The organism is Halogeometricum sp. S1BR25-6 (assembly GCF_031624495.1).
In the GTDB taxonomy this organism is placed as follows: domain Archaea; phylum Halobacteriota; class Halobacteria; order Halobacteriales; family Haloferacaceae; genus Halogeometricum; species Halogeometricum salsisoli.
This window is the reverse complement of sequence record NZ_JAMQOP010000001.1, coordinates 398,684-411,837: the sequence shown is the minus strand read 5'-3', so window position 1 is coordinate 411,837 and position 13,154 is coordinate 398,684. Positions and strand designations below refer to the sequence as shown.

The 13,154-nt window shown below is 50.2% G+C and carries 15 protein-coding genes; 9 read left to right on the top strand and 6 right to left on the bottom strand.

The genetic code is table 11. The features are described 5' to 3' along the window. Positions 1-375 precede the first annotated feature (375 nt). Positions 376-1,401, top strand: a complete 1,026-nt coding sequence (locus tag NDI76_RS02125) for a metallophosphoesterase family protein (protein WP_310922353.1) — start codon at positions 376-378, stop codon at positions 1,399-1,401. Between the two features lie 210 nt (positions 1,402-1,611). Here NDI76_RS02125 and NDI76_RS02120 read toward each other — a convergent pair whose 3' ends face one another. Continuing rightward, positions 1,612-2,064 (bottom strand): hypothetical protein, encoded by a 453-nt coding sequence (locus tag NDI76_RS02120; protein WP_310922351.1) that lies wholly within the window; start codon positions 2,062-2,064, stop codon positions 1,612-1,614. Next, the gene (locus NDI76_RS02115) at positions 2,057-2,800 is read right to left on the bottom strand and encodes a TrmB family transcriptional regulator (RefSeq protein WP_310922349.1); all 744 of its coding nucleotides are present in this window, start codon (positions 2,798-2,800) and stop codon (positions 2,057-2,059) included. Before NDI76_RS02115 ends, NDI76_RS02120 begins: the two co-directional genes overlap by 8 nt. Positions 2,801-2,960: 160 nt before the next feature. Between NDI76_RS02115 and NDI76_RS02110 the strand changes: the two genes are divergently transcribed. The 6 genes from NDI76_RS02110 (at position 2,961) to NDI76_RS02085 (ending at position 6,751) form a co-directional block, all read left to right on the top strand. Beyond that, positions 2,961-3,743: an apurinic/apyrimidinic endonuclease family protein gene (locus tag NDI76_RS02110; RefSeq protein ID WP_310922348.1), complete on the top strand. Its 783-nt coding sequence runs from the start codon at positions 2,961-2,963 to the stop codon at positions 3,741-3,743. After that, the gene (locus NDI76_RS02105) at positions 3,743-4,681 is read left to right on the top strand and encodes a CBASS oligonucleotide cyclase (RefSeq protein ID WP_310922346.1); all 939 of its coding nucleotides are present in this window, start codon (positions 3,743-3,745) and stop codon (positions 4,679-4,681) included. The genes NDI76_RS02110 and NDI76_RS02105 overlap by 1 nt, the downstream gene beginning before the upstream one ends. Further along, positions 4,681-5,220, top strand: a complete 540-nt coding sequence (locus NDI76_RS02100; RefSeq protein ID WP_310922345.1) for an SLATT domain-containing protein — start codon at positions 4,681-4,683, stop codon at positions 5,218-5,220. Before NDI76_RS02105 ends, NDI76_RS02100 begins: the two co-directional genes overlap by 1 nt. 205 nt (positions 5,221-5,425) lie before the next feature. Beyond that, positions 5,426-5,860, top strand: a complete 435-nt coding sequence (gene mntA / locus NDI76_RS02095) for a type VII toxin-antitoxin system MntA family adenylyltransferase antitoxin (protein WP_310922344.1) — start codon at positions 5,426-5,428, stop codon at positions 5,858-5,860. Next, positions 5,861-6,289: a type VII toxin-antitoxin system HepT family RNase toxin gene (hepT, locus tag NDI76_RS02090; protein ID WP_310922342.1), complete on the top strand. Its 429-nt coding sequence runs from the start codon at positions 5,861-5,863 to the stop codon at positions 6,287-6,289. Between the two features lie 168 nt (positions 6,290-6,457). Then, on the top strand, positions 6,458-6,751 hold the full coding sequence (locus NDI76_RS02085) for a hypothetical protein (RefSeq protein ID WP_310922341.1): 294 nt from the start codon (positions 6,458-6,460) through the stop codon (positions 6,749-6,751). A 562-nt stretch (positions 6,752-7,313) separates the two neighbouring features. On the opposite strand, the gene NDI76_RS02080 is transcribed toward NDI76_RS02085, so the two are convergent. From NDI76_RS02080 to NDI76_RS02065, 4 genes are all read right to left on the bottom strand, one after another. Continuing rightward, positions 7,314-7,619 carry a helicase C-terminal domain-containing protein gene (locus NDI76_RS02080; RefSeq protein ID WP_310922340.1) on the bottom strand — a complete coding sequence of 102 codons (306 nt, stop codon included), beginning with the start codon at positions 7,617-7,619 and terminating at the stop codon, positions 7,314-7,316. A gap of 63 nt (positions 7,620-7,682) precedes the next feature. Continuing rightward, the gene (locus NDI76_RS02075) at positions 7,683-8,297 is read right to left on the bottom strand and encodes a hypothetical protein (RefSeq protein WP_310922339.1); all 615 of its coding nucleotides are present in this window, start codon (positions 8,295-8,297) and stop codon (positions 7,683-7,685) included. A 557-nt stretch (positions 8,298-8,854) separates the two neighbouring features. Further along, the gene (locus NDI76_RS02070) at positions 8,855-9,229 is read right to left on the bottom strand and encodes an ArsR family transcriptional regulator (RefSeq protein ID WP_310922338.1); all 375 of its coding nucleotides are present in this window, start codon (positions 9,227-9,229) and stop codon (positions 8,855-8,857) included. A 596-nt stretch (positions 9,230-9,825) separates the two neighbouring features. Next, positions 9,826-10,836: a two-component system sensor histidine kinase NtrB gene (locus NDI76_RS02065; protein WP_310922335.1), complete on the bottom strand. Its 1,011-nt coding sequence runs from the start codon at positions 10,834-10,836 to the stop codon at positions 9,826-9,828. Positions 10,837-11,149: 313 nt separating this feature from the next. Here NDI76_RS02065 and NDI76_RS02060 point away from each other — a divergent pair, with 313 nt between their 5' ends. After that, a complete protein-coding gene (locus tag NDI76_RS02060; RefSeq protein ID WP_310922333.1) occupies positions 11,150-11,842 on the top strand; it encodes a nucleotidyltransferase domain-containing protein in 693 nt (230 codons plus the stop codon). Positions 11,843-11,967: 125 nt separating this feature from the next. Continuing rightward, positions 11,968-12,360, top strand: a complete 393-nt coding sequence (locus NDI76_RS02055; RefSeq protein WP_310922331.1) for a DUF7342 family protein — start codon at positions 11,968-11,970, stop codon at positions 12,358-12,360. The last annotated feature ends 794 nt before the right edge of the window (positions 12,361-13,154 follow it).

The window sequence follows — 13,154 nt, the reverse complement described above, 5'->3', positions numbered from 1 at the left end:
CTCAGAATGCGGACACAGCTTCAAACCCGGGAAGCTATCAGAAACGGCGTTAGGTGCAGGAGGCGCTGGTTTGGGCGGGGTCGCGGGTACTAGTGGTGGTCTCGCTATGTTTGGAACAGCCATTGCAGCCACGGGTCCGCTCGCTATTGCGGGCGCAGCAGCTGGGATTGCGCTTGGGTCCCAATTCACCATGTGCCCGAAATGCGACAAAGTTCAACGGAAGTAGCGTAAGAAGGAGTTACCGACTAGAGGGATACTATCCCTCTTCGTTGATTTAGTGAGGAGAACTACGGCCTTGAATTGGTAGCGGACCTTTTTGTCCATAGTTCTTACTGTACGGAATGTTGAAATACACATATAGTGTTTGAATCTCATATGCCGACTACCAAAGAAGACTTACGCCACGATGAACACGTGGATATCTCTGTTCAGGTTGTCTCTCAGAGACCTGCTTCAAAACCAAAGCGAGCCTTCTGGTTTGATGTTGAGGACTCAAAAGGAAACGAAATTCCCGTACTGGTATGGGAGAAACATCGTAAGTTAGCCGACGGCATCTCACCGGGGGCGCAGGTTCGTTTAAACCGATTCAAGGTCAAATCATGGCCGGGGAAGACAACCCAGCTTCAGACTATTTCAATTTCTACAGTTGAATCTGTCCAGCCAACGGTTACGCGCCTACTCCACGTCTCGGATTCTCATCTGGGGTATCAACGTCGTCCGGAGTCAGGTGGGAAGATGGTACAGTGGTCTGATGAGGTGAACTGTCGGTCGCGATTTTACAATGTAATTGAAGCCGCAGTCAAACACGACGTTGACGCGGTCATTCACACGGGGGACATTTTTGACCATGCTGTCAGCAACGAAGATTTGAACGTGCTTGAGGAGGGATTGAGATTGCTCAATTCTGGAGCAATTACGTTTTTCTACGTCTTGGGCAATCACGAACCAACAAAGGGGAAAGCTCGACTTCGGAAGCTCAGCGATGCTGGCTTGGCATATTCCTTGGAGGGTACTATCAAAGGACGTAGTGTAGGCAGTGTGAATTTGTACGGATTAGATTACCGAACATCAGAGTGGTGGAGTAACCCCGATATCCAGTTCATTCCAGACGGCTCTCAGTATTCGGTTCTTTGTTTACACCAAACTGTCTCTCCTCCGTACTCAAATCCCGGGCCCGATTGTACGTTAGATACGGTTCTTCACACTGTAGCCTCTCGTCTTAGCCCGGACCTCCTTCTCTTGGGACACTTGCACAGCCCCATCAGCGACTCATCCGCTGCAGTTCCCGCCTACTATGCTGGACCAACTGCACGTATCAGCTATCACTACAAGAACTCTGAACCTCAGGCAAATCTGTTTGAGTTTGGCGAAGTTTTATCTCGAAATTCGATTCTTCTCTAAAGGGTATCAGGGTCTCTGCGAGCCCCAAAAGTCGGCTATCTACAACTCAATCGATGGTCATCGGTAGCAGAACACGCTGCAGACGACTTTGAGTAGCAGGCTCTGCTACTTCACAAATCAAGTCTGAAGAATGACTTGGTTCTAATTGACACTTGCTCAAGACTAGAATCAAAAGCTAGTTCACCCACCAACTCGGGAAAAGTATCTGCCTTACCAGACGCTATTCTCAGCGAATTTCGGATATTCTGCGTATACCTCGTCAATGAGGTCAGAGAGTAACATACCGTTGTATTCCGACTTCAGGTCCTCTGCCAAGGACTGTGCTTCTTGCGCATTCTGGTCAGACAGTTGATGCTGGACCCACTTCTGCCCCTTGTCAGTAGGTCGGTAGGTGAATTTTATTTTCCCGTTCGCCATATCTTCCTCTTCCATCTCGATGAGTCCAGCATCGTCAAGATACTCTAAGTCGTCATACAACTGCTTCGAGAACGGTCCGTAATCGTAGGCAATGAAATTGTAATCAGAGCCGTCAAGCAGCACATCTAATTGTTCGCCAAGTTCCTGCTCCATGAGAAAAACCAACTTTTGCAGACGTGTACGTCCCTCAATTTCGTCTCCTCCGCACGCATCCAATAGTACCATTGGGAGCAGTTTCCTATGCATCTGGGTGCACCTCACTCGCTGAATTATATAAGGATTTGAAGTGCTCAGTGAAAATCTTTGCCGTACTACTATCATGGAAAATCATCGCAGTATCACCTTGGTTCAGATTGATTAGAACCGCTCCATCATCACTGAGATAGAATGACGTATCGACCTCCTCAGCTTCACGGATTTTAGCTGCAGGCATTTGTTCAGCGAGTTCTTGAACCTCTGGACGGCCGCTCCATCCAAGGATTCTAACATCAGCTCCATTCTCTGCTTTAGACTGAATGATTTCTCTATCTTGTGGTGAGAGCCAAAACGTTCGTTCGAGAATCCAAAGTCTGCTCTCTGTTCTCTCGAAGAGTTCACGAGCCTTCGTCGATGTGTCACCGATTCCCGTCGTTATCCACGCTGGATGGGATTGTGACTCCAGATTCAAGTCATATGCTGGTTCCAGAGCTTCGATAGCCTCCACAGCCATATCCTCGAACTTTCGCTGATTTGGCTCGATGAGCTTTCGGGGATTCTGAGCGTCCCATTTAGTAGGTTGAACACCTTGCTTGATGACCGCATCTTGGCTGTAGAGCTGGTTCAAAACGTCATAGACACGACCATTGGGAATCTCTGCACGGACCACCACGTCAGAGGCTTCTAAGGGGCCGTACCGAACGAGGACTCGGTATGCAGATGCTTCGTACTTTCCCCATCCCATTATCGTCTGAAGTGACTCGTCGAGTCCATAGCCGTTCACCATCTATACAACCACTATGAAGGTTGTATATCAAAACTCGGTTTAGTGGTGCTAATATCACAACGAGCCGCGTTGTTTCTAGTACAATATATTTACTATCGCCTCAATTGATAGGATGACCAACGCCAAATGACGAAAGAGAAGCGACAGAGGGAGCACATAGATGGGAGGTAAGTATCTGAGAGGAGCAATTCCTCGGATAGAATCGAAATCTGAGCATCTCGAACTCAGTGATGCCTCACAAACAATTGATGCTGTGATGATTAGCTATCCTAATGCTCGTCGCTTAGACCAGAATGGTATCGACCTAAGCGAACTGAAAGCGAAGGTCATTCTATCCTCGACGATTCCCGATGAACAGTTGGAGGAGTGGTTCCCTGAACGAGAATTAGCGTTAGCGAAGCGTCTTGGCGCTGACGCAATTGTTCCTTGTGACCGCCCAGTTTACGACCTTGATGCGCGTGTACAACGCATTGAGACGGTACGAGCGTACGTCGCTGACCTCTTGGATATTATCCCCAAGTTTCGAGATGCTGGTGTTGAGGTAGTCCCGTTAGTCAAAGGTGAGACGGAGTATGAACGAGGGCTATGCTATGACGCGTTTGACGACCTCAGCTGTACGAGAGTCGCATACTACTGCGTACAGTATTTCACCTACGGATACCGTTACAAGGAGCTCCTAGAGCGTATCCAGCGGATTTCGATTGAATACGAACCCGAAGATATGATGTTGATTGGTTTCCAGTCAGAGAACCTAGTATCGAATTTCCCTCCGTGTGTGACCGGCCTCGCCGGTCAGCGCTGGCTGCGCAACTCAAACCCACGTGTTGTTTCAGTTCAGGAGGCAGCAAGGAACTACGACCTTTGGAGTCAACAGGTCGATTCAACTTTGTGTATTGGACAGCAGCCCCTCCATGCGTTTGAGCATGTACGGGGGTGGGTGTGATGGGGTCCGGAATCGCTCCTCCGAACCATCCGGGAAATCAGTCAAGAGACCAGTCTACCGGTGATTCCTCTGAGCAGACTTCTTTGGATGACTACGCTGATGCAGTAGGACCAACAAACCGGCAGGGCAAGACAATCGACGAACGACGACAACGTCTTGAACAAATATTAGATGAGGAAATAGAAATCGTAGAGAGCCACCAGTTCGGGTCCTTTACGCGCGGGACTATGGTTGGTCCTCTCTCTGAAGACTCAGATACAGACGTAATGGTTGTTTTGAGCCGTGAGAAACATGGCGAGTGGGAACAAGGGGAGAACGGGTCGAGGAACTGCTTACGCGCGGTGAAGCGAGTGCTGGAGAAAAAGTATCCAAATTCAAAAGTCAGTATTGACCGTAACGTTGTAAGCGTTCAATTCAGTGATTTTACTGTAGAGGTCGCACCCGCGTTCAGCGACGGAGCCGGTGGCTACAAAATTCCGGATACCTACAGTAAGGGTCGTTCATGGGTTCGGACGAACCCGAGAGGGTACAAACAGAGGTTTGAAGCAGTCGACAATGCGCGTGGTGGGCGGCTCCAGAAGGTTTCGCGAGTTGCGAAAAAACTCCGTGAGAACCGCAGTATCCCTGTCAGCTCATATCATATGGAGGTGATGGCGTATGACTACGTCCACAACCATCCAGACAAGAATGCCTCAACGGAAGAATTAGTTGAAGGGTTCGTCGAAGAACTCCCTCGTCGAGTATCCCGTGGTACGCGAGACCCAGTTAACGGCGACCGATTGGATTCGAGCATGGACCAGTCGAACCGAAGGGAAGCTATCAGAAAGGCCAAGACAGCTCGAAGGAAGATGCGCGAGGCGAAAAAGTGCCGACAGAGTGGAGACACAGAAGGAGCGAATGAGAAATATGGGGAGGCACTCGGGGAGGACGTAGACTGATGGAGGACCTCAGAGGTAAGCTACGCCACCGAGCAGAAAACAAGGCCGATTCAATTTGCTACACGTACAAACAGCACTTCGCAGCGGCCAATTTCTACCGAACCCTATCTCGGGTATTAGATGGAGTGATGTTCGCGGCTGCTGCTCTTATTCTCGCTAATAGCTTTTGGGAAGTCATGCCCAACCAGTACATTGCCTTCCCGGCACTACTCATTGCAGCGGTCACTGGTTATCGCAGAGGCACTCATTTGGAAGACAGAGCAGAAGAATTTCGACGGTCTGCTCGCCGCTACCATTCACTATTCGACGAGTACCGAGATTTTCTGATGATTACGGTTACCTCATCTGAGCTAAGCGATGAAGAAGTGAAAGCGGAGTTCAGTCGGCTCAGTGATGACCGTCGAGAGCTTAATCAGACGACACCAGACGCTAGTGAAATCTGGTATCAGTATATCAAGTGGAAAGGAGAAGAGCGGATACAGGAAGAAATCACAACAACACCTGCGACACGCGACGCCTTGTCCGGAAGACAGGAGTAACTTTCAGCGAAAAATTGATTCGTCTTTAACAATTGGTCCGAGTCCTGATTCAATGTTTCAAGAAGAATTGAGATACAACTGTTAGCGCGAGATGGATAGGTTGCCCCATACTGGAATAGCCGATACTGGGCCACCGAGACGCAATAACGTATTCTAGCTGGAAGTGGACGCAAATGTATTAATGGCGGCTCTCGAACATCCTTGTATGTCGAGTGGGGGCGAGCCAACCGTTGAAGGCGTGAATACCAAGGAGATGAGTGAGTATCTCGTCCAGACGGGGATTGTCTTTGCTTTACTGTTCGGCTCACACGCCCGAGGGACAGCCCATGATTCATCCGATGTGGATATTGCCCTCCAATTTCCCGATGATATGGACGCCCACGAACGGTTCCGTCTTCGCAACCGTATCGATGCTCATCTGCAGGAGTACGCCGAAGGTTTCGTCGACGTGAGCGATATCAGCTCACTCCCAACGCCAGTTGCTCACGCTGCGCTCCAAGACGGTATCGTTCTCGTTGGCGATGAACAGGCAGTCAAGTCGTACCAAGAACAAGTAAAGCAGGAGTACAAGGCTACTGCAGCTGACCGAGAACGGGAACGCCGAGAATTCATCGACCGACTAGCTCGTGGAGATACGTAGATGGTTGATGACGATGTCATTGTAGACAAGCTACGGTATATCAACCAGTACACTGACGACCTGAAGCAGATGCGTGGGATGTCGAAGGAAGAGTACGTCAAGGACGTGGTCATGCAACGAGCCGTCGAACGAACGTTGATGAACCTCGTCCAAGCATGCATCGACCTTGCTCAGCACATCCGCTCGGAAGAGGACCTTTCTCCGAGTGGAACGGCGAAACAGGAGATGCAAGCCCTTGGGAATGCGGACATCCTCTCGCCCGAAACACAAGGGAGAATGGAAGAGGCCATCGGGTTTCGGAATATCCTCGCACACCGATATGGAGATATTGACCACGATGTTGTGTATGATGTTCTCCATAACGACCTCCACTGGTTCGAGCAGTTTCAGCAGGAACTCGCTCAGTGGTTCCAGCAGCTCGACTCGTGACTATCTACTCGCCTGAGTATTACAGTTAGACGGGGGCGCTTCCTCATCCAGATTGAGTTCAAGGGAGGTTCCGGTGGTACACCTAGTCAATGACGAAGTGCGACGGATGCCTGTGACTACCTGTTCGTCCGGGCCTCTGATGGGAAGCTGTGGGTTCTCTCGGAAACCATGCACGAGCATGAGGATAAGGACGCTATCAATCAGGTCTGGAAGCGCCACTTCCAGTCGGAGTACGAGGAGACGGCGGAGTACCGGCCGGTTACGTCGCGCTTCGGGCGTCACTTCTTCACGTCGTTCTGGCGGTTCGACGTGGACGCGTTCGAGTACGAGGAGATTCAGTATATGCGGGGCGACAGGGTCGAGAAGATGAAGGACCGAGCGGCGATGGACGAGTATCTACATCCGCACTACGACCGGATAGAGAGGAAGTACCGGGAGAGTGTCTTTCGACTGAATATATAGGTTCTGAAGACTCTACTCGTCATTCTGGGGTGCTGCAAGTAACGATAAATATGCAATCTGGTCAATTATAACGTATGCTGTGAAGAACGCTGAAAAGAACAAGACACCGACTAGAAATGGAGATTCTGAGCCAACATGTTGAAATAATACAATCGTAGTTAGTAATATGGAAATCATCCAAATTCCTCTGAATATAATAGATATAATATTGAAGACTCTAGCAAGCGTCGAGAATGTAACGCTCAGTTCTCCGACGCTCATGCGAGTAGCTTGTTGGTCTACTCGATACTCCATGACAATAATATACGCAGGATAGGTAACAGATGATAGACCCCATGTTAGGACTGGTGAATACTGGCTTTCATAATAGACGTATGCAGATAGAATCGGCGGAACGAACGAGAGAACCACATGCGGATGCTTGACTATACTACGCATTCCTTCGACGCTGCCTCCGATATTCTCTACCGTAATGTCGAATATTCCCAATTTAAGAAACCGTTCACACAGTATGCTAATAGACTTATTGACGTAAGGTGGCGCTCGGGGAAGTAGCAGTATGCTATGTTTCGACAATTGCCTCCTCAAACCAACTCGGAACGGACGCACGACCGAGTACGTCGAAGAACGACGCGTCAAGGACGTAGAAAGAGCACTCGTCTTCCATGCTTCGTACGCCGCGTCCAACGGCCTGCTGTACGTCCTGCGACGTTATCTCGTAGTACCAGTTCCACGCGCTATGTTCGTCTAAGAGGAATCGTACCCGCGGGTCGCTCGGTTGCGGGTAGGGTACCTTCACGAGCGCCTGCCAGCGGCACTCGTCGCCCGGTAGGTCCACGCCGTCGGTCGCGGCGGGCGAGAAGAACATATCTCGGTCGCTCAGTTGCCAGTTCCGTATCTGACCGTATGGTCTTCCTTTCGGGCAGAGGTCTCAGATAGATTCTTTTCCCCACCACGGATTTCGCCGATTTGGGGTTGTCGGAACCTTCGCTCCCCGAGTAAAGGTATGAACTGAGAGCTCGTCGAGTGTCCATGCTCGGGCGTAGGAATCAGCCACTGGAAACGGAATGGACAGGATGGCGTTCACGTCATCGGTTGGGTCTTCGTCGGTGGGATATCTCCTGAGAACCGAGGAAACAGAGCTCCCGCGCATCACGACATCTATGCCCAACTGCTCATAGACCCGCGATAAGTCCTCAACCTGTCCTACTTCGGCGTAAAATCCTTGTGAGATTTCTGCAACGTCTGCACGTCGAGAACTACCGGGGTAGCAGGGTTCATAAGCGATGTTGGAGACGCCTTGTCGCTGTAGATACCATGTCGCCACTGCCTTCAGGTCGGCGTGGAGGGGAGTCAGTACGACAGACCCGGCCACTGCTCGACGAGCACGCGCAAATTCGGATGTCGGAATCTCATTAAACTGGAAGGTTGCGGTTTCCAATGAGAGATACTCTCTCTCTATCAAACTTTTCAGTCGGCTATTTTCGTGTTTGCCGGGAGGTGGGATGTTCAGCGCAGCTTCGGCGCTCCGTCTCTTGATGTTCATTTACTGCCGTGCTTGTTCCAGTTTGTGCTCGCTGAGATTCATCAGCATCTCGGCTTTGGGACCTGCCCGCCAGATAGAGCTCCCACAGGAGTCTCTTGTTAGCCAGTCAAATGCTTCGGCTTCTTTGAGAACTCGTCTGACAGTGCTTCGCTCATTTTCTCTGAATGGGAGGTCTGTGATTTTGAATTTTCCAGTTCGGACAATCTGCTCTAGAACGGTGTTCCAAGCCTCATCACGCAGAGTCATTGATTTTCAGTCCTCTTTTCTACGGGTGCATATTTGAAGTAGACATTTTGGTCCAGAGATTTTGTCCTGAATAAAACCATTGCAGTTTGCCTGTCTCTGGTCTCTTATGACAACATGGCCACGGGAACTGACTGATGGTTCCCTCGTATATCAACACGAATCAGATGAGTTCTATCGGTGTGAAAAGTGTGGGACTAAGGTCTCAGCACGGGAGATACGCGAGAAGCTTCATCTCCAACGGTGCAGTCACGAGAGCGACCCGTAACGAGGTCTTAGTGGGAGGACGAGGCCAGAATTTGTACGGAGGAAAGTCACGACTGGGGCCGTGGTAACGCTTCAAGCTCTTTGATTCGAGGTGGCTTCTCAACGGCGGTGTATTGTCGCTGCCACGCTTCCTGAGGGAACAAACCCTCGGCGTTGAGTCGCTCACGCGCGTCATTGGTCAGCTTGACGAATTGAGTCGGGGAACCTGAAGGCGAAGAGACCGACTCAAGTTCGCTAATTTGAACGATACCCGCGCGTTGAAGCGTACTCAGATGGCGACGAATCTCTTCTGCGTCGAAGTTTGGGCACATATAGTCGAGTTCTTCGACAGTCGGTGCTCCTGCCGGGTGGCCGACGACATCTGCGAGAATATCGGCGTGGTCCTTGTCGGTCGCTATAGCGATATCTGTCGCCATGCTCATACTCGGTCACTCGGTAGTAAATAGCCGGGTCTATTTTGTTGCCCGTTCCGGTTGGATAGAAATCCGTTCTATTGTGACGAGAGATTGTTGCGGACTTCCGCTTCATGTGCAGACCCCCCACTGCTACTTGCTGGATTGTATTCTGCAGGCGGTCAGCTAACTCCTCAACCACTGTCAGTGGTGGTGTGCAAGATACAGAGGGTGTATGCAGCACGTCATTGCTGTTCGTTTCGTCCCTTTGGTTGTAAACAGCCGTTCAGCAGGGAGGTGCGAACGTTACGCTTCCTCCCCAAAATACTGATAACCAATCAGTGGCCAATCGCAAGAATCTCTAAAACGACAACTCCCGAATTACGGATGTCTCATCTAATAGTCACGTGGTTCATGTCAATCAGCATCCTATTTGGATAGCTTGTAGGGTGGGTCGTTCAGTCGCACGCGACATCTTCATTGAGGAGCCAGTAAACATTAAGAATCCAACGACAAGTGCGCCGAGCATGACGACGGAAGCGATGACGAAGGACTCAACCAGCCGTGAGGCCGACAAATCCGACGATGGTCGTCCCAATTGCTGTTACTCATTTGTCGGCCTATCATTAGGCGAACGTAACGTTTCTAAGTTCAAACCTCGCACCACCCTCCCTCCCTTCCGCAACATTCAGGGCCCAGTTGTGGTTCTCAATGATTTCGTTCACGATACTGAGACCGAATCCGGTCCCGTCAGTCTCCGTTGAGAATCCGAATTCGAGAAGGTAGTCACGGGCGTCTTCAGGGATACCCCGACCGTTATCCTCGACGTAGAACCCATTATCTAACACACCTATTGTGATTGTTATGTCTTCTCCCCCGTGTTCAATCGCATTGCGGAAGAGATTTTCAATCACCTGCTTTAATTGGCTTTCATCAGCTATGATGTTCTCTCCTGTCTCGATATTGAGGGTCGCCCCTTTGGTACAAAGATTCTGCCAGCACTTCTCACTTATTTCGTGGATGCTCACAGCGTCTAAGATTGGTTCGGACTCACTCTCTCGTGATAATGCTAAAAGGTCATCAATCAACTCATCCATTCTATCGACAGACCCTTTCATCTTATCAAGGTGCTCACTCTCACAGTCTTCTTGAGCAAGTTCTAATCGTCCTTGGACCACATTCAAAGGATTACGGAGGTCGTGAGAGACAACACCGGCAAATCGGTCAAGACGGTCTCGTTCTCGCTTTAGTTGTTGTTCATACTCCTTCCGGGTAGAAATATCACGAGAAGAAATCACGTACCCCTCAAGCACACTCGCCGTCTGATTACTCCCTCGGGCCTCAAACCAAATCCACGACCCGTCCTTGTGTCGAAATCGTAATTCGACGCCCCCAGTAGTGTAACCTACATCTGCTTCAGTTACCTCATAGAACGTCTCGATGGTTTTCTGTCGGTCGTCGGGATGTATGTACTCAAATACATTTTCGCCCTCAAGCTCATCCGGTTTATAGCCGATAACACGCTCGACAGACGGACTTTCATACTGGATGACGCCCTCACCATCTAATACAGTTAATATATCGACAGTATGTGTAATGAGTTTTTCAAAGTCCTCTCCCTCCACTTTCGGACCCATTACCGAGAGAACATTAGGGTAGACACTTAAGAATGTCTGTGAAAATATCAATTCGTACAACCTCGAACTATTACAGTTGTATTCTTTATATCTGCTATGTTTCCAATCTGAGTTGATTAATTTTGGAGATTTCCATGCAAGATACGCGCCCTGTTCTGAGTGATGCAATTTTCTCAGACTGGGTATTGAGCCCGTGACTGATTCGCGCCCTCTATTCAGCACGGCCTCAACAAACTATCACCGGCAGCGGATTTCAACAGAGCCGCTCTGATACATATAAACTTTAAAATCTTCTGTGTGGACTCGCTTTACAATGGAAACAGATACGAACGACAACTCCAGTAATGGGGCTCAAATAGCGGTTGATATTCCTCTTCAAGATAGTCGATTATTCAGAGGAAAAGCCGCTGATGACATTCTTCTCTATTTAGCCCGACATCACAACGAATCGTTCTCAATGACAGGCATCGCTGAAGCAGTCAACTACACACGACCGACAATTACCAAAGCAGTCGATTGCCTCTCAAATAACGACCTTGTTGTTGAGGAGCGCGATGGTTCGCGTCGTCTCGTACAAATCAATCGGAACCGATTGACCATTCCAGATAGTCCCTATCTCCAAATCCCTCAGTCAGAGTTTCATGCTCCGGTAGAGGCTGCGACAGAAGCACTGATAGAGGAACTCAATGGTGTCCTTGCCGTTGTCCTCTACGGGAGTGTATCCCATGGAGAAGCTGACCGCCGTAGTGATATTGACATCTGGGTATTAGTGCGTGAAAACAGGATGAGCAATCAGCGGCGGGCGAATCAAGTCAGGAAGTCCCTTGAAGAGAACACTTTTGACGGCAATCGATATGCCTTCGACATTGATGTTGAGGGTTTGCAAGCCGTGCCGAACTACGTAGAAGACCTACGGGAAATCCTCCAGAACAGTATCGTTACCCACCGAACAGGCGGGTTCGACACCATCTACAGTATGATTTTGCACGGTAGCGTCAATGAGTGAATGGTAGTGTCGGATTCGTCCCCAGCTAAACCTCGGCTGGGATTTGACGACTTCAACGAAGAACAACACTTCACCTTCACAAGCCACCCCCATGCTAATTATCCACGCGGTTGATTTCTACTCAAATGGACGTGAACGAGCAGGTCATTTCGGAATGGGTTGACGAGACTACACCGTACGACCGCGTCCGCGAGGTGATGCGTCGCTCGTACGAACCGCGACCTCTCTCAGACATCGCAGCGACAGCCCACGTCTCTGAGTCAAAGACCGAGGAGCATCTCACTAAGATGGAGGAGGAGGGGTTTATTGACCACGTTGACGAAGACGAGTGGACGCGAAACTGGGAGTCAGTGGTCGACGAGCAGGCTCGTGACATCTTAGACCGCGTTGACGACCGCGAGGTCCTGCTGGAGCGAGTTCACGAGATGGAGGCGATGGACGAACCAGACGAAACAACGCGGAGAAATCTTGTGTTTGCCCGCGCAGCACTCAATCTTCAACAGGAGGGGAATAAGTGACCTTGACTCTCGTCCTCACAGCTCTGTTGAAACCCTCTACTGATGATAGTTTGTTGAGACCGTGCTGAATAGAGAGCGCGTATCGGTCACTCCCCAGTTGTGGGTTGGGGAGGGAACAGAGCGATAGGTACAGACAAAGCATTTATCATTTCGTCTGCAAGTCAAGTTTACCGATATGCGTCTTGCTCTCCTTGTGGTGTTGGTCGTAATCGTGGTAACCGCTGGCTGTGTCTCCACGAATAGTCCAGCCACGTCCCCTACCGAACCACCTACGACAGAACCACCCACCAAAACCACCGAATCACCGGCCAGTACCCCGGTACCCTCGCTCAATCTAACGTCGGGCGGAGTACCCTGCGGAGATGACCTTTGGGTCGGGTTTTGGGGTCAATCTCAACCACCGGGGGCTTGGGACCAGAATCTCGTCCGTGTCGGCTACTACGTCCCTCCAAACACCAGTTTCCTCGTGGTCGCGCACATCGATGGCTCTCCAGAGGGAGCTAAGTACGAAAACAATACGGACGGTGATGGTGTTGAAACCGACGGAGCGGGAATCCACCTGAACGCGAATTATTCGGGCGAACACACCGTAGAGGTCGTGCTGTATCACGATGGGAATTCAAACGGTCAGTTCGACCGAGGCGTTGATTCACCCTGTCTTACTGACGGAGAGCCAGTCACGACAGGCCCGGAGCAAGTGAACTTCAGTAGATTTGGGTGAGAAATGCAAACTGACAGAAGTGCATGAGAGATTCGCACGAACTTCCTAACGGATAGTCCAGAACGAAGCCCCT